Origin of the sequence: Nocardia sp. NPDC047038, assembly GCF_040644075.1 — a bacterium.
Classification (GTDB): domain Bacteria; phylum Actinomycetota; class Actinomycetes; order Mycobacteriales; family Mycobacteriaceae; genus Nocardia; species Nocardia sichangensis.
In genome coordinates this window covers 1,237,093-1,257,752 of record NZ_JBEYVQ010000001.1, presented here as the reverse complement: position 1 = coordinate 1,257,752, position 20,660 = coordinate 1,237,093, and the positions used below count along the sequence as shown (strand labels likewise).

Genomic DNA, 20,660 nt, shown 5'->3' with positions numbered 1-20,660 from the left:
GGCCGCCACACCGGCCGTCGTGGGCTCAGGGAGACTTCACAATCCGCTTGCGAACCGAGTTGTGGCATCTCGAAATTCCGGATCGTCTGCCGGTGAAATGCCTTGGTATTGCTAGGTTTCAACCGTTCCCGGCCTCGCCGAAATACGATGTCACCGGTTAGGAGGCGGCATTGTTCGCCGAGTTCACGCACTGGACCGATACGCTCGTCCGGCGGCGGTTCACCGTCATCGGGTTCGTCGTCGCCGCACTGCTCGCGCTCGGTGCGTACGGCCTCGGGTTGGACGAGCACCTCAGCGTCAGCGGGTGGAACGATCCGACTTCGGAATCCGCGCGGGCGGTCCGGCTCAAAGACGAGGCGTTCGGCCACGACCACATCGCCGATGTGCTCTTGTTGTATCGCGCCCCGGCAGGCAAGACGATCGATGACCCCGCCTTCGCCGCGACGGTCGTGGGTCACTTGAACAGCCTGCCGCAACGCTTTCCGGACCGGATCGGCAAGATCAACGCCACCTACTGGCCCACCGACACCGGGCTGCACCTACCGGACATCTTCGGCTCCGAAGCCCGCGACTACGCCTTCGCCTCCGTCGCCATTCGCGGCAGCGACGACACGGAGATCATGCGCAACTACCGAAAAGTCGCCGACCAGTTCCGGATACCTGGCATCGACATGGAGGTCGCGGGCGGGCAACCCGTCGCGGCCGCCCTCAACGACACCATGGCCCACGATCAGCGTCGCATGGAACTGTTCGCCGTTCCCGCCGTGGCGGTGCTGCTGTTCTTCCTGTTCGGCGGCGTCGTGGCGGCCGCGCTGCCGCTCATTGTCGGCGGACTGACCGTGCTGGGGGCGTGGGGGGTCATTCGGGCCATGACCACCGTCGTCGAGGTGAACTCCTTCGTCTCGCCGGTGGTCTCGATGGTCGGCCTCGGCCTGGCCATCGACTACGGTCTGTTCATCGTGAGCCGGTTCCGCGAAGAACTGGCCGACGGCCGCGAGGTGCCCGAGGCCGTGCGGCGAACGGTCGCGACCGCCGGACGCACCGTGGTGTTCTCCGCGAGCATCGTGGTCGTCGCCGCGGGCGCCATTCTGCTGTTCCCGCAAGGTTTTCTGCGCTCGTTCGCGCTCGGTGCGATGGTGACGGTGGCGCTGGCGGCGCTGATCTCGATCACGTTGCTGCCCGCCATGCTGGCCGTGCTGGGCCGCCGCGTGGACTGGTTGGGTTTCAACCGGTTCCACGCGCGCCGCGCCGGCGATCGAGAGGCGGACAATCCGTGGGGCCGCGTCGCCGGATGGGTGATGAAACGGCCTCTGGCCGTGGCGGTTCCCGTGGTGGCCGTCCTGGTGCTGCTCATCGCCCCGGTGCGCGACGTGGCCTTCGGTGGCATCTCCGAGCGCTTCCTGCCGCCCCGTCATCCGGCCCGCACGGCGCAAGAGCACTTCGATCAAGTCTTTCCGCTGCGGCAGATCAATCCGGTCGATCTGGTACTGATCACCCACAACACCGCCGATATCGACGCGGTGGTCGCACAGGCCGGACGAGCCCCCGGACTCATCGCGCCGTTCCCGCGCGCGGTGCAGGGACCGGCGCATCCGAGCGTCTTCACCACTTCGACCGTGCTGCGGGACGCGCACGACGCGAACGCGACCATCGACTATCTGCGTTCCATGCCGGTGCCGAAGGGAACGACGGTGCTGGTCGGCGGGCAGCCCGCGGTTCAGCGCGACAGCGTCGACGCGCTGCTGCGCCGGATGCCGCTGATGATCGCGCTCGTCTTCCTGGTCACCACCGTGCTGATGGTGCTGGCCTTCGGCTCCCTGGTGCTGCCGCTCAAGGCCGCGCTGCTGAATCTGCTCGGGCTCGGCTCCACGCTCGGCATCCTGACCTGGATCTTCGTTCAGGGTCACGGCGCGCGGCTGCTGGAGTTCACCCCGCAGCCGATCATGGCGCTGGTACTGGTGCTGATCGTCGCCGTGATCTACGGGCTGTCCACGGACTACGAGGTATTCCTGCTCGCCCGCATCGTGGAGGCGCGGGCCGCGGGCGCGACGACCACCGAGGCGGTGCGCACGGGCATCGCCCGCACCGGCTGGATCGTCACCGCCGCCGCCCTGATCCTGTTGGTGGTGACGGGAGCCTTCGCGCTGTCGGATCTGGTCATGATGCAGTACATCGCCTACGGCATGGTCGCGGCGCTGTTCATCGACGCGACGATCCTGCGGATGCTGCTGGTGCCCGCGACCATGCGCCTGCTCGGCGACGCCTGCTGGTGGGCTCCGTCCTGGCTGCGGCGCGGCGGCCCGCACCGAACGTCTCCGGAACCCGAGGAGCCACGCACCGAATCCGTCCACGGCGCCGAACACCCGTAGTTCTCGAACGGCCGGGGCACCCCCAGCGTGGAGCGCGGCCGACACCCGGGGGGAGCCTCGCCGAGTTCTCGCGGTCAGCCCGCGATCGACCAACTGAACGGACTCGTGGCCGCACGCGCGCGGTTCGGCAGCGCCAGCGCCAGTGCGGCCAGGCCGAGAGCCGCGACGGCGATGGCCGAGAGCATGATCATGCTGCCCGGCAGCGTGTGCGCGCGGAAGAACAGCGCGCTGAGCACCGCCAGTCCGACCGAATTGCCGATCTGCTCGATGGTGGGCAGCACGCCCGACGCCTCGCCCATGGCCTGCTCGTCCAATTCCGCCAGCATCAGCGGTTGCAGCGGCACGCCGAAGACCCCGACGCCGAGGCCCGCGAGAAACGTCGGCCCCAGCACCAGCGGAAGGTTCACGGCGCCATCCCCTACGTACAGGTATCCCACTCCCACGGCGACGCAGCCGCCGAAAACGGCGATACCGCCGGCCAGCGCTCGAGTCCCCCAGCGGCGCATCAGGATCGGTGACAGCAGCGCACCCGCGCCCGCACCGAGGGCGAACGGCGTCATGGCGATCCCGGTACGCAGCGCGGAGAACCGCAGCACGTCCTGCAACAGGATCGAGACGGCGAACACGAACGCGGTGAACAGGCCGAAGAAGATCGCCACCAGCGCCGATCCGATCGCGAATCCCCGGTCGGCGAAAAGGTCCAGCCGCACCAGCGCGCGGCCGCCTCGGCGGCGCGTCGCGCGCTCGTGTGCCACGAACACCGCGCCGAGCACCACCGCGGCCGCGATGTACACCCCGTGCAGGGCCCGCCAGCCCGCCTGTTGACTGTCCGACAGCGCGAACAGCAGCCCGAACAGCGCCGCGGTGGCCACCACGGCCCCGCGCAGATCCAATGGCTCCCGATCCCTCGCCGGGCCCGATCGCAGGTAGCCCGCGGCCAGCGCGATCGCCACCACACCCAACGGCAAATTCATCAGGAAGATCGCGTGCCAGCCGAGCCCGAACGGATCAAGGGTGATCAGCGCGCCGCCCAGGATCGGGCCGAGCATTCCCGCGAAACCCGCTGTCGCGCCGTACGCGGCGAAGGCGTACTGATGATGCTCACGGCGGAAACTCGCGGTGATGATGGCGATGGTCTGCGCCGCCATCCCCGCGCCCGCCACGCCTTGGACGATCCGGGCGAGCACCAGTTCCATCGCGGTGGTGGACATCCCGCACCACACCGAGGCCACCGTGAAGGCCACCGCCGACCACAGGAACATCCGGCGGCGGCCGACGATCGCACCGACGCGAGCGGCGGTGAGCAGCACGCAGGCGAACGCCAGCGAGTACCCGGCCACCACCCACAACTGCTCGGACCGCGACGCCCGCAGCTCCGCGGTGACGACCGGGAGGGCGGTGTTGACGATCGTCACATCGATCATCTGCATGAAGACCGAGATCAGGCACGCCCCGAACGATCCGAGCGCCACCGCAGCCTCTTTGCGGGTCATCGGATCGCCGCTTCGATCATCGGCCACGAATTGCGCAGGTCCTGATGCCAGTAACCCCAGGAGTGGGTGCCGTTGGGCCGGAAGTCGAAGGTCGCGGCGACACCCAGCTGACGCAACCGGTCCTGCAACTGGTGCGTGCACAGGTTCGCCACCGCCTCCAACGGTGCCCCGAATACCAGCTGGTAGAGCAGGTGCGCGAGGTCGCCGTGCGCGCCCTCGAAGTCGTCCTTCGGGCCGGGCAGCCCGGTACCGGTGGAAACGTAGATGGCGGTGCCGCGCAGCCGGTCCGCGTGCAGGTACGGATCGTTGGCGCGCCATGCGGGATCGGTCGGCGGCCCCCACATGTTGGCGACGGTGCCACGCTGCTGCGTGACCACCGCCTGAACCACCGCCTGCCCGGCGGGGTCGCTGGTGCGCACGCAACCGCTGTAGGAACCGATGGCCTTGTACAAACCCGGTGCGGCCATGGCCAACTGGAACACCGACGTGCCTGCCATCGAGATGCCCGCGATGGCGTTCGTCCCGGTGCCGTTGAAGGTGGCGTCGATGAGCGGTGGCAGCTCTTCGGTGAGGAAGGTCGACCAGCGCTGCCTGCCGAGGACCGGGTCGTCGCTGCGCCAGTCGGTGAAGTAGCTTCCCGCACCGCCGAACGGGATCACGACGTTCACCTGCTTGTCGCGAAAGAAGTCGACGAGATCGGTGCCGTCGAGCCAATTCCCCTCCGAACCGCCGTTGGCGCCGTTGAGGAGATAGAAGGTCGGCGCCGGTGTGTCCGGATCGGCCGCGCGCAGCACCCGAATTCGCGTAGCGCTGTTCATCGCCGCTGAGTACACCTCGAGCTCGGATTGCCGGTCGGATTCGACCCGGTTTTCCACTATTCGCGAGCCGTCCGCCGCGACGGGTCGCGATGGATCGGCGCGGGCCACCGGCTGTGCGGCGATCATCACGCAGGTGAAAATGAGGACCGCGGCGAGTACCGCGCCTGTTCGATGCGAATATCCGGGCATATCGACTCCTGGCCCCGGGTAGAAGGGCTCGAATTCGCAGTCAATAACATCGGGCGGCCCACCCGCCGGATTTTCGAGTTATCCTGTGTTTCCTACCAATTCGATTCGTAGACTATTTGCCGTATTTCCCAAACCGGGCGCGCGACCATTGCGATCCCGGTGCGGCGGAACCTAGCGTCGAGCGCATGGCGTTCCCTCGACTGTGCCGCGACTCACGCGGAACAGTCCGGCGCGCAATGCTCTTCGCACTGCTGATGCTGATCTGCTCCGGAAGCTCGGCGGTCGCCGAGCCACCCCCGCTGCGACCCGCACACGGGCGAGCCGTCGAGCTGACCGTCTTCTCCCCCGCGATGGGCGTATCGGTATCGGTTATCGTGCTGCCACGCCCGGACCCGTCCCGTCCGGCTCCGGTGCTGTATCTGCTCAACGGAATCGACGGCGGCACCGCGGGCGACGGATGGACCGACCGGACCGACGTCGACCGATTCTTCGCCGACCGGCAGGTGACCGTGGTGGTCCCGGTCGGAGGCGCGGGCAGCTACTTCACCGACTGGCGCGCCGACGACCCGGTCCTCGGCCGTCCGCGCTGGACCACGTTCCTCACCCGCGAGCTTCCCCCGATCATCGACGCCACCTTCGGCGGCACCGGCGCCAACGCCATCGCCGGAGTCTCGATGACGGGCACCTCGGTGTTCCAGTTGGCCATGGCCGCACCGGGTTTGTACAAGGCCATCGGTTCCTACAGCGGCTGCGTACGCACCAGCGACCCCGCCGGACAGGCCATGGTGGCCACGATCGTCACCGCGGAAGGCGGCACGGTGGCGAACATGTGGGGACCGCCGGGCGATCCGGCCTGGGCGGCCAACGATCCTTACGTGCACGCGGATCGGCTGCGCGGCACGACGATCTACGTGGCCGCCGGAAACGGGCAGGCGGGCCCGCTGGACCAGCCGCACAGCACAGGAATCGACGGCAACCCCGCGAAGATGGCGGACCAGTTGGCCATCGGCGGCATGCTCGAAGCCGTCTCCGACCGCTGCACCAGGTCACTGCGCGACCGCTTCGCAGAACTCGGCGTCCCCGCCACCTTCGATCTGCGGCCCAGCGGCACCCATTCCTGGGGCTACTGGCAGCACGACCTGCACAACAGCTGGCCCTTGTTCGAATCCGTTCTGCGCTAGCGGCTCTGGGGCGATCAGCGATCAGCGCCGTCAGGCGCACCCTTCCAGGGTTGCGTGTGCCAGTTCATCGACCACGTCGCCGATCTCATGACGCTTACGCAGCGCTTCGAGCTGGCGTCGGGCGCCGTTGCCACGCTTGCCGAGGTCGGCGATCGCTTCGGTGACGAAGGTTTGGTCACCGAAGTCCCGCAGCGCGGGCTCGATGTGCGCGACGAGTTCGTCCAGCAAATCTCGGTGTGGAACCACACGCCCTTCGACGGGATCGAGTCCGTCGCCGTCCAAACCCGACTGCGCGGCGTTCCAGTAGGCGGCGCGAAGTACTTCGGCAGGGACGGGCGGGGCGGGTTCACCCTGTTCGATCGCCCGCACCCCCATGGTGACGGTGGCCCTGATCAAGGCGGCGAGCAGCGCGGCTTCCTCCACGGTGGCGGGTACGTCGCTGACCCGCACTTCGACGGTGGGAAACGATTCCGAGGGCCGGATATCCCAGTACACCATCTTGTTGTCGAGAATGCTGCCACTGGCGAGCATTGTCGCGACGATCGCGTCGTAGTCCTCGACGGAGGCGAAGTACGGCGGCGGTCCCGCGCTGGGCCAGCGGCGCCACAGAATGCTGCGCCAACTCGCGTATCCGGTCTCGCTGCCACGGTAGATCGCCGAATTGGCGGTCAACGCGAGGAATACCGGCAACCACGGACGCACGTGATTGCCGACCAGTATCGCGGTCTCGCGATCGGGCACACCGACATGCACATGGCATCCGGAAAGCCCTTGTTCATGGGCGATCATGCCGAAGCTGTCGGCGATCCGCCGATATCGAGGTGTATCGGTGACCGGGAACCCTTCGGGCACGGTCGGGGGCACCGCGACAGCGAGGAGCCGAGCGTCATTGGCGGCCGCGCATTCGGCGACGGTCCTACGCAGCGTGCGCAATTCCGTGAGCAGGTCGCCGATATCGGAATGCACCCCGCTACTGGTTTCCACCTGACAGCTGGTCAGCTCCAACTGCAGATCGATGTCCGCCTTCTTCGCCGCTTCGGCAACTCGGATGTTGGCCGGTGCGGGGGCGCCGGTTTCGGGGTCGGTCAGCAGGAATTCCTCTTCGACACCGACAGTCGGTACATGGTCGTCCATGGTCGTGATCACGCCCTTCGATACTTCGGCCGGTATTCCTCGGTGGTAGCGGCCCGTCTCGCGCCGATGTGATCCGCCCAGGCCACTTGCCTACCTGTGTGTCGGCGGAGCGAGCAAATGTGTTCGGGCCGTACCCCCTTCGCACATGCCCAAACGATCGGGCACCGGCTGGTCAGCCGCCGTAGCCGGTGCGGCGGCTCGCTCGATTGAGATCGCGCCGACGGGGTAGATGCCACGTACCTGCGGTGTATCCACCCGTCTTCCGGTCACCGCGCACGACGGAGGTAGCGACATGGCCGAACATCACGACACGGCACCCGGCAGCGCGCCGGCAAACGTTCTGTCGCGCAGGGACTTCGCCGACAGGGTGTTACGTGCCGCGGCAACTCCGGAACGAATCGCCGACGTCGTCGCGCGGATCGTGGGTGAGCGCATCGAGATCGGGCCGGTGCCGGTAGCTTTGAACGGACTCGTGCGCGCCACCGCGATCGCCGAAGCCGGACCCGTACACGCCGTGCGATGCGACTGCGGACCCTGGGATATGACGATCGCGGTGCCGATCCTGCTGCACCTGCGCGTCCGCCTGCCCGGTCGAACGCTGCGATACATCGGCGCGGCCCGCGTACTGATCCGGCTCGCGTTGATTCCCCGCGAACCCTGCGGACTGTTCCTCCGGACCGACGAGGTCCACGCCGAAGACCTCACCATCAGGGTGCGCGCTCGCGACCTCACATCCCGACTCGCCGGAGGCGTCGGCCGGGTCGAATCCACGGTGGCCGAGCACATCCTGCGCTACATCGACGAACTGTTCGCCGGCCCCGCGTTCGGCGGCATACGCGACATCGATATCGCCGACATCATCGACCGCGCCTGGGACGCTGGTCTCGTACTCCGCTTCCCGGACCGAGCCGCGAGCTGATCCGCATCAGGTCGGTACATCGACTCGGACCGGCGGGGGCGAGGGCGACACATTCCTCGCCGGCCGCCGACCCCGGATCCGCAAGGCAGGACCGTCGCAGCGCGGCATCACATCGTGTGTTGCGCCAGCCACGCGTTCGGCCGACATGAGGTGGACGGCGGCTTCGGCTCCGGGTCCCATACGCCGGACACGCCGACGGGGATGGCGCAGAGCCGCGCCTGCGGATGTGCGACAACGGGCGGGAACTGGCTGTCTGCCGGGTTTCTCGACCGGGTACTTGCGCGACACTCAAATCAGTGCTATAAGAAATCTGTGTCCAATGGCACAACTTATCTGATTCGTTCTATGCAGAATAGAGTGAGTTGGAGGTGACGACCATGCTGATGCGCACTGACCCGTTCCGCGATTTGGAACGTTGGACGCAGCAGGTGTTCGGCACAGCGGCCCACCCGGCGGTCCTGCCCATGGACGCCTGGCGTGAGGGCGACCAGTTCGTCGTCGAGATCGACGCGCCCGGCATCGATCGGGATTCTCTCGACCTGAATGTCGAGCGCGACGTCGTGACCGTTCGCGCGCGCAGGCCGGAACTCGACGCCGGTCGCGAGATGGTGGCCACCGAGCGGCCTCGCGGCGAGTTCAGCCGCCAACTGCTCCTCGGCGACGACCTCGACGTCGACCAGGTCCGCGCCGACTACGCCGATGGCGTGCTCCGTCTGACGATCCCGCTGGCAGACCGGCCCGAGCCGCGCAAGATCGAGGTCGCTCGTGGCAACGGGCACAAGGCGATCGACGCCTGAACCCGGGACGGGAGACGTCGTCATGCCCGATTCGGCTGTACGTCCGCGGTCACTCGACGAGTGCGACGCCTGGCTGCTGGATCCCGACCTCGAACGATTGTTCGCCGAGGTGGACGCGATCCTGTGCGAGGCAGGGGCCCGGTTACGCGGGCGGGCGCACCCGTCCATGCCCGCGCCGGGACCGCGGCGCGCCTCGAGCCCCCGTCCCGGCCGGGACACGCTCGGGACGCACGGGTGGCACCCCGAAGCGGGGCCTGCCACCGAACGCGGTCCTCCGCGCAACCGCCACCGCACAGTGACGGAGTTCGGAAGAAGGAGGTGATGCCAGCATTCCACTGAGAAACCGGTTCCGCGGCGAGGCGGTCGCCCCCTGTACCAGGCGCTTGCGAGCACCAGCGAACATCTGCTCCACGCGCACCGCCACACCATGTGGCACGCAGGGATGACAGCTCGCCGCAGGAACAACCTCTCGTAGTCCCGTCACTCTTCTCCTGATCGGGGGAGGGACCGCAGACCCCTCCCCCGACTCCCCCGGCGGTTTGCCGGGCCGCGGCCAGGGTAGGCCGGAAGAGATTCGTCAGGGTGCCAAGAGGAGGCTGTGATGCGACGCGCGCTTCTGATCGTTCACGATATGCCCGCGGAATTCCGGCGGTGACCGACAACTCTCGTCCCGTGGGTGGCTATGCCGCCACGATGGTTGCCTACGCGACCGCAGTGGCGGTGGTCGCACTGCTCGGGAACGCGACAGGTCGCAAGCTTCCGCGCGATATGACCATCCGTGATCTGGTGGTCACCGCGTTCGCCACGCACAAGCTGTCCCGCTTGGGGACGAAGGCCGCGGTGACGGCTCCGGTACGCGCAGCGTTCACGCGACCGGTCGCAGCTGACGGTGGGCCCGGAGAGGTGGCCGAGGAGCCGAAGGCGACCGACGGCATCGGGCGCAGCATCGGTGAGTTGCTCAGCTGCCCGTTCTGTTTCGACGTATGGGCGATCACCGGTTTGACCATCGGACACGTTTTCGCGCCGCGGATGACGCGCGTGCTGACCGACGCCGCGGCCGCCTTGGCAGGCGCCGATTTCCTGCACCTCGCATATGCCACCGCTCAGCAGATCGCCGAGGGCGAACACCCGGCGCTGCTGGGCTGACGAAGCGGTTACATGGGCCGCCATCCTGCGATACCTGGTTGGGAGCGACCCGCCCGCACCGTCGAAATCTTCGGTGCGGGCGGGCCCGCTGCAGCCACAAGGTTTGTGGCTATCGCCCCGGCCGCAGCCGCAATCGGCATCGGCGGCTGGATCGATGCGGTCGCGGCAGGTCGTGCGGCGCGGGGGTGGTGTGGGTGCGGGTGTAGGTCAGCACCTGGGTGGCTTCGGGTCCGCGGTTGGTGTCGGCGGCCGTGAACACGACCGGTTGCCCAGCGGTGAGTGTCTTGTAGCCGGGGGCGCGGATGGCGGTGTAGCCACACATCCGTGCTGCCAGCGCGGCAGTTCCGCGGCGCCGGTGTGCAGGTCGGGATGGACGTTGCTGTCAGTAGGCGAGGCAATCGTAGTCGTCATCGGCGGTAGGTGTGATCCAGGCTTGATACAGCGCGAAGGGGATACCCCGGCTGAGAGCCGAGCGTGCGTGGCGCAGGCATGCGGCTGTCGAGACCGAGGGAAAGGGGCCCGCATCGTGTCGAGCACGCTCGTCGCGCTCTACCAGGCGTCGGGCGAAGGGCCGCCCGGCCTGCTGCCCGCACGCCAGCAGATGGCGTTCTCACTGGGCTGGCACATCGTGCTGGCCTGTTTCGGCGTCGCCTTTCCCGCCATGATCTACGTCGTGCATCGCCGTGGCATCGTTGACGACGACCCCGTGGCACTGGGCTTGGCGAAGCGGTGGGCGACGGTGTCGGCGATCTTGTTCGCCATCGGCGCGGTCTCCGGAACGGTGCTCAGTTTCGAAATGGGGCTCTTGTGGCCGGGGCTGATGGGCCGCTTCGGCGACGTGCTGGGCTTGCCGTTCGCCTTCGAAGGGCTTTCGTTCTTCATCGAAGCGATCTTCTTGGGCATCTACCTCTACGGGTGGGGTCGCATGCCGCCGCGCCGCCACCTTGCCATGCTCGTGCCGATGGGGGCCGCCGGGGTGGTCGGCACCTTCTGTGTGGTCAGCGTCAACGCGTGGATGAACAACCCGACCGGATTCCGGCTCGCCGACGGTGAGGTGACCGAGGTGAATCCGTGGCGTGCGATGTTCAACGGCGGGGTGTACCTGCAGTTCGCGCACATGTGGGTCGGGGCCTTCATGGTCGTCGGATTCCTCGTGTCCGGCGTCTATGCCGCCGGTCTGCTGCGTGGACGTCGCGACCCTCATCACCGGCTCGGGTTCACGGTCCCGTTCGTCTTTGCGACCGTCGCCGCGCTCGCCCAACCACTCCTCGGGCACGTGCTGGGGATGCGGGTGCACGATACGCAACCGTCGAAGCTGGCCGCGTTCGAACTGGCCGCCACCACCGAAGGGCCCGCCCCGCTGCGATTGGGCGGCGTTCTCGTCGATGGAGAGGTGCGGGGAGCGCTCGAACTCCCCCGGCTGGGTTCCGTCATCGCCCGCAACTCGCTGACCGCCCCGGTACCCGGATTGGACTCGGTACCGGTGGCGGATCGGCCGCCGGTCAACGTCACCCACCTCGCCTTTCAGACCATGGTCGCCATCGGCACCCTGCTCGCGCTCATGGTGATCGTGTTCTGGCTGCTGCGCTGGCGGCGCCACGACCCGTTGGCCGAACGTTGGTTCCTGGGCGCGGCGGTGGCCGCCGGACCGTTGGCGATCCTGGCGCTGGAATGCGGCTGGATCGCGACCGAAGTGGGCCGTCAGCCGTGGACGGTCTGGCGGGTCCTTCGCACCACCGACGCCGCCAGCACGAGCACCGGCTTGTGGTGGACCTATGTCAGCGTGTTGCTGGTGTATGCCGGGATGACGGTGGGCGCGATCGTCGTCCTGCGTTCCATGGCGCGGCGCTGGCGCACCGGCACCGCGACCATCACCGCCCCCTACGGACCGGGCGCGTCGCCGGTCGACCAGGCGCAGCGCGCCCGCAGCGTCGGAAAGCCGTGACCGATGGATCTCTCGGACGTCGTCGCGACCGCGATGTTCACCGGGGTGGTGCTCTACGCGCTGTTCGGCGGCGCGGATTTCGGCTCCGGATTCTGGGACCTGACCGCGGGCGGACCCCGGCGCGGCAGCCGCTTGCGAGTGCTCATCGACCACAGCATCGGACCGGTCTGGGAAGCCAACCACGTGTGGCTGATCTATATTCTGGTGTTTCTCTGGACCGCCTACCCTGCGGTGTTCGCCGCCGTCATGACCACCCTGTTCATCCCGATGAGCCTGGCGCTGCTCGGAATAGTGCTGCGCGGGGCGAATTTCGCGTTCCGCAAGTACTCCGCGACGCTGCGCCAGGCGCGCTTGTTCGGCGCCTTGTTCGCGGGCGCGTCGCTCATCACGCCGTTCTTCTTCGGCACCGCGGTCGGCGCGATCGCCTCCGGCCGGGTGCCCGCCGACGGGTACGGCGACCGGTTGCGGTCGTGGCTGAATCCGACCTCGATTCTCGGCGGTGTTCTGGCGGTCGGGACGTCCGCATTCCTGGCCGGCGTCTTCCTCACCGCCGACGCCGCGCGCTCGGGCGACGACGCCCTCGCCGGATACCTGCGCCTGCGCACACTGATCGTCGGTGGCGTGACCGGGGCGGTCGCGATCGCGGCGATCGCGCCGATCCGTCACGACGCACCTACCCTCGGTGCCGGACTCCTCGGGCGCGCCCTTCCGCTCATCGCGGTCTCAGCGGCCGCGGGGGTGCTCACCCTGACCTTGGTGTACCGCCGCCGATTCGGGTGGGCGCGCGTTCCCGCGACGGTAGCGGTCGCCGCGATCGTCATCGGGTGGGCCGTCGCGCAGACACCATGGATTCTCGTCGATCAGGTGCTCATCGCGGATGCCGCCGGTGCACGAGCAACCCTGGTGGGGCTGCTCGCCGTCGTCGCCGTCGCTGCCGTCACGGTCCTGCCCGCCCTGGCCTATCTGTTCTGGCTCACCCAGACCGACGCGTGGGTCCGTGACGAGCCCGCGCGTACCGGCGCACCGGAACAGGCGTAGCTACTCCGCCCCAGCGGCACCAGATCCTGGGGTTGCTGGCGGCAGGACCCGCACAGCAACTGGCCCCTGTTCGAATCGGCGCTGCGGGCTCTGGCGCGATCCGCGATCAGCGCGTTTTCCTCCACGCGGCGTACCGCCCGGGCATGCAGACCGCACAAGGCCGGTAGCCAGCGGAGATCGCGTCGGATTCGGTCGCGAAGAAGACGCGATGCGTGCGGTAGGCGCCCCTGGCGAGCGCACGGAGCGCCGAAGGGCAGTCCAGACGGCCGTAGATGCGGCTGCGACGGTGGCCGCCGTATCGCGCGGGGACGATGCTCCGATAGGGTCGGCCGTCGCCGTCGAGCAAGGTGTACACGATGGTTATTCCGCGTCGTGCAGCACGAGACCGAGAGTGTGCCGCACACCGCTGCGCACGCGGCTGACGCCGTGGCGGATCGGGGCGCGGGACCAGCCGCGACTGGATGGCGTCGGCCGATCGCGGGTGGTGAAAACCAACGCGTGCCCCTGTTCGAGCACCGACACGGTCGCTTTCGACTGAGCGCGCGGGCGTTGCTCCACGAGCAGGAATTCCCCGCCGGTGTGGTCGATCCCCGGCCGGTCCAGCCCGATGACGACCTGCAGCGGGAAGACCAGCTCGCCGTACAGGTCGCGATGCAAGGCGTTCCAGTCACCGGCGTGGTAACGCAGCAGGATCGGAGTCGGCTTGGTCTGCCCCGCGGCGTGACAGATGTCGAGCCAATCACCGAACTCCTCCGGCCACGGAACCGGGTCGCCGAGGCGATCGGCCCAGGAACGTGCCAGCGGCAACAGTTTTCGGTAGAAGGCCGCCCGCAGTTCCATGATCGGATCGGGCACCGGATGCGCGAAATAGCGGTAAGTGCCTTCGCCGAATCGATAGCGCGCCATGTCGACGGTGGATCGGAACCGGGTCAGGTCGTCCCACATGGCGGTGAATTCGGCGCACTCCTGCGGAGTGAGAATCGGCCCGGTCGCCGCGCAGCCGTGCGCGTCGACTTCCGCGAGCAGCGTCCGCCAAGGCTGGGCGTCGACGCGATCCGCCAGGGCGGCGGCTTCGGCCCGCCCCGGGACGGGAGCGGGCCCGGCACGACGCTCCGCGCGGTGACCGTCCCCAACGGTTCCGGTGCTCGGCTCGCTCATGCCGCCGCCTCCAGATCCAACAGCGCGTGCTTGGCGATGACGCCGCCGACGTACTGTCCGATGGACCCGTCCCCGCGTACCACCCGGTGGCACGGGATCACCACCGGCAGCGGGTTGCGCGCGCAGGCGGAGCCGACGGCGCGCACCGCGCGCGGGTTCCCGACGGCCGCCGCCACCGCGCCGTAACTCGCGCGCTGTCCGTAGCCGATGGCGGGCAGGTGCTCGATAACCTGGCGGCGGAACCCGGCGGCCAGCCGCAGATCCAGCGGCAGGTCGAAATGCGTCCGGTGGCCCGCGAAGTATTCCTCGATCTGCCGGGCCGCCACGTCCAAGCGGGCGGGCGCGGCGAGGATCCGCGGACTGATCCGCGCGGCCAGTGTGGCGAGTACCGCGTCGTGGTCTTCGGTCGGGTAGGCGACGCGGACCAGTCCAGCGGGCGTCGCGGCCAGCAGCAACGTCCCCACCGGGGTCTCCAGCAGGCGGTAGGCGACATCGAGCAGGCCCGCGGCGTCGGCCTCGGCGGTCAGTCGCGCGCGCAGCGTGGCGAGCAGGTCGGCGTCCGGGGTCAGCGCGCGCGACAACCCGTCACCGTGATCGAGGGTGGCCATCATGATTCGTCCTTCGGGTAGAGCTTGCGCAGGGTCTTCAGGCCGTCCGCGGCGGCGCGGCGGGCGGCGTCCGGAGAATTGCCGAGCAATTCGGCGATCTCCGCGTGGGGAAGCCCGGCCAGATAGTGGTAGGCGACCGCTTGGCGCTGCTTGGTCGGCAGTGCCCGCAGGGCGGCCCATAGGTCGGGGTCGTAGTCGGCGGGTCCGGGGGCGGTGGCGGGACGTTCCGGCAACGTCTCTGCCGGGACGGGAGCGCGCGTCAGCGCCCGGCCGACGTCGATCGCGCGGCGATGCGCGACGGTGACCAGCCATGCCTCGATGTTCGTGTCCGGGGAAAGGCCGGGAAACGCCCGCAACGCGGAGAGAAACGTTTCCGACCAGGCGTCGGCCGCGTCGGACGGGCCGAGCACCGCCCGGCAGACGCGCAACACCATCGGGCCGTATTCGGCCACTATTTCCTCGAACGGGGGCAGGCTCACACCAGGTAGACGCCGCGGGCGCCGCGAATGTGAGATCCCGTCATCGGGGCCCTTCCCGGCGCGACAGTCCGCTGGCGCGCAGCACCCGCCGCGCGATGCCAGCGCGGATGGACTCCTCGGTACCGATGATCCGGACGTGGCGGCGTGCCCTGGTGATCGCGGTGTACAGCAATTCCCTGGTCAGCAAGGTGGATTCGGGCTCGGGCAGGACGACGGAGACGGTGTCGTACTGGCTGCCCTGGCTGCGGTGGATGGTCATGGCGAAGACGGTGACGACCGCGGGGAACTGCGTGGGATGCACCAGGTACGGTTCGCTGCCGCGTTGCAGCGCCGCGCGCAGCGAGCCGTCGGGCATCCGCACGACGACGCCGGTGTCACCGTTGTAGATCCGCGCCTCGTGATCGTTCGCGGTGACCAGCAGCGGTTGTCCGGGATACCACGGCGCCTGCTGCGAATCGGGGCCCGCCCCCGCGGCGGCGGCCCACTCCGCGCCCATCCGGTCCCAGCGCTCCACGCCGAACGGCCCCTGCCGGTGCGCGCACAGCAGGCGATGCGTTTCCAGCGCGTGCAGCGCGCCCGTCGCGTCGCCGTCCAGGGCGGCGGCGGTCACCGTCGTCGCGGCCCGCACCACGTCGGCGCGAACCGCGGTCAGCTCGTCGGGCGCGCTGAGCGACAATTCGTCGCCGCCCGCGCGCAACAGCTCGAGCGCGGCGTCCGCGTCCCCCGCCCGCACCGCGACGGCCAGGTCGGCGATCCGTCCGCCGAACCTGCGGCCCCGGGTCAGCCGGACGATGCCGCCGCGCAGGCGGGTGCGCTCCAGCGCGGTCAGGGCCTCGGCGTGCTCGCCGGTCGCCTCCGGACCGAGGATCTCGTCGAGCACGGGATTCGGGGTGGCCGCGACGGGTCCGGCGACCAGGTCGGCGAGCACCGCGCCCGCGTCGACCGAGGCGAGCTGGTCGGGGTCGCCCACCAGGACCAGGCGGGTGTCCGGGCGCAGCGCGGCCAGCAGCCTGCTCATCATGGTCAAGGAGACCATCGAGGTCTCGTCGACCACGATCACGTCGTAGGGCAGCCGGTTGAATTCGTGGTACTTGAACCGGGTACTGCGGCCGCGCTGCCAGCCGAGCAGCCGGTGCAAGGTGGCGGCGGTGAGTTCGGGCAATCCGAGCGAAATCGCTTGCTCGCGAACGGCTTCCTGGAGGCGAGCCGCCGCTTTCCCGGTGGGAGCGGCCAGCGCGATGCGCAGCGCGGGCAACTTCGGCTCGGTCTCGCGGTGCGCGGACAGCAAGGCGATGATCCGCGCGATGGTGTGGGTCTTGCCGGTGCCGGGCCCGCCCGCGACCACGGTGGTCCAATGTGTCGCGGCGAGCGCGGCGGCCAGGCGCTGGCGATCCGGCGCCGTGCCCGCCGACGCGTCGAACAACCGGTCCAGTTCGCGGCGCACGATGCCGGGAGCGACCACCGGATGGTGTGCGGAGCGCTCGGTGAGCACCCGCCGGATCGTCTGCTCCTGCCGGTAGTACCGATCGAGATAGAGCAGCGGACCGGAATCGCCCGGCCCCTGGGATTCGACGAGTCGCAGCGGCCGCAACGGACCCGCCGGTCCACCGCGCACCAGCGGACTCACCCGCAGCGCGGCGACCACGGCCGGGATGTCCGGCCACGGCAGCGTCGCCGGATCGATGCCCGCGTCCCAGTTCTCGTCGGCGTCGACGCCGATCTCCCGCATCCGGTGCAGTTCCAGGCACACCGAGCCGGAGCGCACCGCCCGCACGGCCAGCGCCGCGGCGAACAGCACCGGCTCCGACGATTCCCGGCCCAGCCGACCCAACCGCAGCGCCACGTGCACGTCGGCGGCCGAGAGCACACCGGCCTCGTTGAACGTGCGCAGCAGACCGGTTCCGCGCTGCGCCACCTGGATCGAGGTCACCGCCCCGCCTCCCCTGCCAGCAGCGCCGACAGCGCCACGACCAGATCGGCGGGCGGATGCCAGTCGAAGACGCCACAGCCCGCAGGCGTCTCCGGTCCGATCATGCCGCGCACGAACAGGTATCGGACTCCGCCGAGATGCCGGGCCGGGTCGTAGCCGGGCAACCGCCAGCGCAGATATCGATGCAACGCGACCGAGTACAACAGCGCTTGCAGCGGATAGTGGGAACGCAGCATCTCCGCGGCCATGCGGTCGCGGGTGTAGTGCGCGACGGTGAGATCACCCGTGCCGAGCCGGTTGGTCTTGTAGTCGACGACGACGAATCGCGGGTGCGCGTCGCCCGCGACGCGGAGCACGGCGTCGATGCTGCCGGTCAGGTAACCGCGCAGCGGTATGTCTTCGAGCGCCGCCAGCTGTTCGGCGTAGGGGAACAAGTCGTCGTCGACCGAAAGGTGCTCACGCAGCAACTCGGCGACGCGCCGCAGGGTCGCCGCGGTGGCGCCGACGCGGTCCCCGCCCGCCAGTGGCAATTCGAACTCGAGTTCGCTGAGACGGTCGCCAGGGGCGATGCCGGCCAGGCAGCCACCCTCGAGCGGAGTACGCAGCACCGCCAGCAGCGCCATCGCGAGCACTTCGGTATCCACATCGGCCATCAGTTCGCCCACCGCCTCGCGGCACCGATCGCGCACCTCGGCCGCCAGATCCGGACGACCGGTGTCGATCCGCTCCAGGACGCCGTGCACCAAAGTGCCGAACTCCGCGCCGTAGGGCAGCGCGTTCATCAGCGACGCCGCGCCCGACGGTTCCGGCTCCGCCGCGCCGATGAGGGAGGCGCCCGCGGGCTCGTCGCCCGGCCCCGGCGCGCCCTCCGGTTCGCTGTCGGGTTCGGGCGCCGCCGGGCCGTGCGCGGAGGCGGTCAGCGCCGAGTACGAGGTGCGCCGCCACTGCTGGTCCAGCGCCCGGTCGAAGCGGGCCGCGGCCAGTGCGCCGGGCGCGGGCCCGGTGCGCGCTCGCCGGATCGCGACGCCGTCGGTCCCGGCCACCGCCGTCACCGAGATCGCCGCGCCCGCGTCCTGCGCCCACGTCGTAAGCATTTGCGCGGCAACGGTGTCCGCGGGTACCGCGGCTCGGGCGGCGACGGCCGCGCCACGATCGGCGCGGCCGAACACCATGCGGTGCAACGGCGACGCCGCGGTGGTGATCGCGGGCGCCCACCACGCGACGATCTGGCACATGGCGCGGGTGAGCGCGACGTACAGCAGCCGGAGTTCCTCCCCCGCCTCCTCGGCTTCGCTGCGCGCCTTGCGTTCGGCGTATCCGGGAGCGTCCGCGCCGCCGACATCCAGCACGCGCGCACCGTCGTCGGCGTGGAACAGCAACGTCGCCGGATAGGGGTTCTTCGCGCTGTCCCAGGCGAACGGCAGGTACACCACCGGGAATTCGAGTCCCTTGCTCGCGTGCACGGTGGCGATCTGGACGGCGGCGGCGTCCCGGTCGAGCCTGCGGCTGCGGTCGGCGACGGCGCCGGAGGCGGGATCGCGCACGCGGTCGGCCAGCCACCGGGTCAGCGCGGTAAGCCCGAGTCCCTCGGTGAGCGCGACTTGGTCGAGCAATTGCGCGAGGTGCCGCAGGTCGGTGAGCTGCCGCTCCCCGTTCTCCACGGCGAGCAGCCGCGGCGCCAGGCGGGTTTCGGTGGCGATCTTCTCGAACACGGCCGCGAATCCCGCGCGGGTGAACAGCCGCGCCGCCTCACGCAACTGAGCGCTCACCCGGCCGACCAGATCGGCTCCCTCACTGTCGATCTCGGCCGCGGTCACACCGAACAGCGGTGTGCACGCGGCCAGCCGCACCCGGTCGCCGCGATGCGGCTGTTCCAGCGCCCGCAGCACCCACAGCCAGTCGGTGGCGCTGTCGGTCGCGAAGACGCTGATACCGCCCGCGAGCACGGAGGCGACGCCGACGCGGTCCAGCGCCGCACGCACCACATCGATCTGCGAGCGGGTCCGCACCAGTACCGCGATGTCGCCCGGTCCGATCGGCCTGCGCGCCGTGTCGACCGCCGCGATCGAATCGGTTTCGGACAGTACCGTTTCCGCTTTCCCATCCAGCTGTACACCGGATTCGAGCAGGCGCACGATATCGGTGGCGAGATCGTCGGCGACCTTGGCCCGCATGCGCCCGACGGCCGGGAAGCCGGATTTGTTCAGCGGTCCCGCGCCGGTGCGCGGTAGGCACCGGACCCGCAGCGGCGTGGTGAGTTCGGAAGGTCCGGACAACCGGGACCATGGTCTGGTCGGGGCGACCGGATAGACGCGGATCTCCTCGTGCCCCAGGGCCGCCGCGCCGTGCAGGTGATCCAGCGCGGCGAGCAGTCCGGCGTCGCTGCGCCAGTTCGTGGTGAGTTCTTTGCGGACGTCGGCGTGCGCCACCGCGTCCAGGTAGCTGAGCACCTCCGCGCCGCGGAAGGCGTAGATCGCCTGTTTGGGATCACCGACCAGCACCAACGTGGCATGCCCGTGGAACGATCTGCGCAAGATGTCCCATTGCAGCGGGTCGGTGTCCTGGAATTCGTCGACCAGGGCGACGCGGTAGCGCGCCCGGATGCGACGGCACGCGCGCGGGCCGTGCTCCGGGTCGGCGAGCACATCGTGCAGCAGTACCAGCAGGTCGTCGAAGTCGCGCAGCCCGGCCAGCCGCTTGCGGCGCTCGGTCTCCGCGCGTACGGCGCGGGCGAACGCCACCCGCTCGCCGGTCTCGCCGTCGGGCTCGAGCGCCGCATGCCGGTCCCGCACGGCGGCCAGCGCGAGCGTGCGGGCCTCCTTCACCGAGAACGGCGGTTCCCCGCGCGCGTAGCGGTTGAGATACAGATCGTCGACGACGGTGCCGACGAGATCGTCGACGGTCTCCACCAGCCTGGTGCCCGGGTCGTGTTCACCCGCGAGGCCGAGTTCGTCGAGCATGCGCTGGCAGAAGCTGTGCGTGGTGGCGATGGTGCCCGCGTCGAAATCCGACAGGGCGGTCAGCAACCGTCGCCGCCGCGAACGCACCTCGTCTTCGCCGGCCTGCGCGAGGTGCCGGACCAGTTCGTCGGCGTGCGCCCTGGCCGCGACCGGGTCGGTCAATCCCGCGGCGACGGCGACGAATCGGTCGCGGGTGCGTTCCCGCAGCTCCTGGGTCGCCGCGCGGCTGAAGGTCACCAGCAGCAGCTGGGACACCTCGACACCCGCTTCGGCGACATAGCGCACGGCGAGACCGACGATGGCGTGGGTCTTGCCGGTGCCCGCGCTGGCCTCCAGCACGGTCGTGCCGGTTGGCAGCGGTCCGTACGGTTCGAACGCGGCCGCATCGAAATCGTTTGCCGGGAAGGAGGTTTCCTGCACGGTCATGTGCGCCTCCCTCTTGCGCGGCCGGTGGTCACACACTCGGCGGACGTCGCGCTCGTCCTGGTGACCGGCC

18 protein-coding genes are annotated in these 20,660 nt (G+C 69.5%); 8 read left to right on the top strand and 10 right to left on the bottom strand.

The features are described from left to right. Positions 1 to 170 precede the first annotated feature (170 nt). On the top strand, positions 171 to 2,369 hold the full coding sequence (locus ABZ824_RS06080; protein ID WP_356961916.1) for an MMPL family transporter: 2,199 nt from the start codon (positions 171 to 173) through the stop codon (positions 2,367 to 2,369). A gap of 74 nt (positions 2,370 to 2,443) precedes the next feature. Here ABZ824_RS06080 and ABZ824_RS06075 read toward each other — a convergent pair whose 3' ends face one another. Next, entirely contained in the window at positions 2,444 to 3,862 is a 1,419-nt protein-coding gene (locus ABZ824_RS06075; RefSeq protein WP_356961915.1) for an MFS transporter, read from the bottom strand. Then, complete coding sequence (locus tag ABZ824_RS06070; RefSeq protein ID WP_356961914.1) at positions 3,859 to 4,869, bottom strand: alpha/beta hydrolase family protein; 1,011 nt, start codon at positions 4,867 to 4,869, stop codon at positions 3,859 to 3,861. The genes ABZ824_RS06075 and ABZ824_RS06070 overlap by 4 nt, the downstream gene beginning before the upstream one ends. Positions 4,870 to 5,105: 236 nt before the next feature. Between ABZ824_RS06070 and ABZ824_RS06065 the strand changes: the two genes are divergently transcribed. Next, complete coding sequence (locus tag ABZ824_RS06065) at positions 5,106 to 6,050, top strand: alpha/beta hydrolase family protein (protein ID WP_356961913.1); 945 nt, start codon at positions 5,106 to 5,108, stop codon at positions 6,048 to 6,050. Between the two features lie 30 nt (positions 6,051 to 6,080). Here the strand turns inward: ABZ824_RS06065 and ABZ824_RS06060 are convergent, their stop codons facing one another. Continuing rightward, positions 6,081 to 7,184 carry a glutamate--cysteine ligase gene (locus ABZ824_RS06060; protein WP_356962473.1) on the bottom strand — a complete coding sequence of 368 codons (1,104 nt, stop codon included), beginning with the start codon at positions 7,182 to 7,184 and terminating at the stop codon, positions 6,081 to 6,083. Positions 7,185 to 7,476: 292 nt separating this feature from the next. On the opposite strand from ABZ824_RS06060, the gene ABZ824_RS06055 reads away from it, so the two are divergent. From ABZ824_RS06055 to ABZ824_RS06040, 4 genes are all read left to right on the top strand, one after another. Next, complete coding sequence (locus tag ABZ824_RS06055; RefSeq protein WP_356961912.1) at positions 7,477 to 8,103, top strand: hypothetical protein; 627 nt, start codon at positions 7,477 to 7,479, stop codon at positions 8,101 to 8,103. Between the two features lie 377 nt (positions 8,104 to 8,480). Beyond that, on the top strand, positions 8,481 to 8,900 hold the full coding sequence (locus ABZ824_RS06050; RefSeq protein ID WP_356961911.1) for an Hsp20 family protein: 420 nt from the start codon (positions 8,481 to 8,483) through the stop codon (positions 8,898 to 8,900). A gap of 22 nt (positions 8,901 to 8,922) precedes the next feature. Continuing rightward, the gene (locus tag ABZ824_RS06045; RefSeq protein WP_356961910.1) at positions 8,923 to 9,222 is read left to right on the top strand and encodes a hypothetical protein; all 300 of its coding nucleotides are present in this window, start codon (positions 8,923 to 8,925) and stop codon (positions 9,220 to 9,222) included. 329 nt (positions 9,223 to 9,551) lie between these two features. Next, positions 9,552 to 10,046, top strand: coding sequence for a DUF1360 domain-containing protein (locus tag ABZ824_RS06040; RefSeq protein WP_356961908.1), 495 nt, complete (start codon positions 9,552 to 9,554; stop codon positions 10,044 to 10,046). Between the two features lie 109 nt (positions 10,047 to 10,155). Here the strand turns inward: ABZ824_RS06040 and ABZ824_RS06035 are convergent, their stop codons facing one another. Further along, on the bottom strand, positions 10,156 to 10,368 hold the full coding sequence (locus ABZ824_RS06035) for a hypothetical protein (protein ID WP_356961907.1): 213 nt from the start codon (positions 10,366 to 10,368) through the stop codon (positions 10,156 to 10,158). 204 nt (positions 10,369 to 10,572) lie between these two features. On the opposite strand from ABZ824_RS06035, the gene ABZ824_RS06030 reads away from it, so the two are divergent. Next, complete coding sequence (locus tag ABZ824_RS06030; RefSeq protein ID WP_356961905.1) at positions 10,573 to 11,991, top strand: cytochrome ubiquinol oxidase subunit I; 1,419 nt, start codon at positions 10,573 to 10,575, stop codon at positions 11,989 to 11,991. A gap of 3 nt (positions 11,992 to 11,994) precedes the next feature. Next, entirely contained in the window at positions 11,995 to 13,029 is a 1,035-nt protein-coding gene (locus ABZ824_RS06025) for a cytochrome d ubiquinol oxidase subunit II (protein ID WP_356961904.1), read from the top strand. A gap of 106 nt (positions 13,030 to 13,135) precedes the next feature. Here ABZ824_RS06025 and ABZ824_RS06020 read toward each other — a convergent pair whose 3' ends face one another. The 6 genes from ABZ824_RS06020 to ABZ824_RS05995 are packed head-to-tail and all read right to left on the bottom strand — an operon-like array spanning position 13,136 to position 20,590. Next, complete coding sequence (locus tag ABZ824_RS06020) at positions 13,136 to 13,384, bottom strand: Ada metal-binding domain-containing protein (protein WP_356961902.1); 249 nt, start codon at positions 13,382 to 13,384, stop codon at positions 13,136 to 13,138. A 5-nt stretch (positions 13,385 to 13,389) separates the two neighbouring features. Further along, positions 13,390 to 14,187: a 2OG-Fe(II) oxygenase gene (locus ABZ824_RS06015; RefSeq protein WP_356961901.1), complete on the bottom strand. Its 798-nt coding sequence runs from the start codon at positions 14,185 to 14,187 to the stop codon at positions 13,390 to 13,392. Then, entirely contained in the window at positions 14,184 to 14,795 is a 612-nt protein-coding gene (locus ABZ824_RS06010) for a methylated-DNA--[protein]-cysteine S-methyltransferase (RefSeq protein ID WP_356962471.1), read from the bottom strand. The genes ABZ824_RS06015 and ABZ824_RS06010 overlap by 4 nt, the downstream gene beginning before the upstream one ends. Beyond that, positions 14,795 to 15,268, bottom strand: a complete 474-nt coding sequence (locus tag ABZ824_RS06005; protein ID WP_356962470.1) for a sigma-70 family RNA polymerase sigma factor — start codon at positions 15,266 to 15,268, stop codon at positions 14,795 to 14,797. Before ABZ824_RS06005 ends, ABZ824_RS06010 begins: the two co-directional genes overlap by 1 nt. A gap of 46 nt (positions 15,269 to 15,314) precedes the next feature. Further along, positions 15,315 to 17,204: an exodeoxyribonuclease V subunit alpha gene (gene recD, locus ABZ824_RS06000; protein WP_356961899.1), complete on the bottom strand. Its 1,890-nt coding sequence runs from the start codon at positions 17,202 to 17,204 to the stop codon at positions 15,315 to 15,317. Then, positions 17,201 to 20,590, bottom strand: a complete 3,390-nt coding sequence (locus tag ABZ824_RS05995; RefSeq protein ID WP_356961897.1) for a UvrD-helicase domain-containing protein — start codon at positions 20,588 to 20,590, stop codon at positions 17,201 to 17,203. The genes recD and ABZ824_RS05995 overlap by 4 nt, the downstream gene beginning before the upstream one ends. Positions 20,591 to 20,660: the final 70 nt, after the last annotated feature.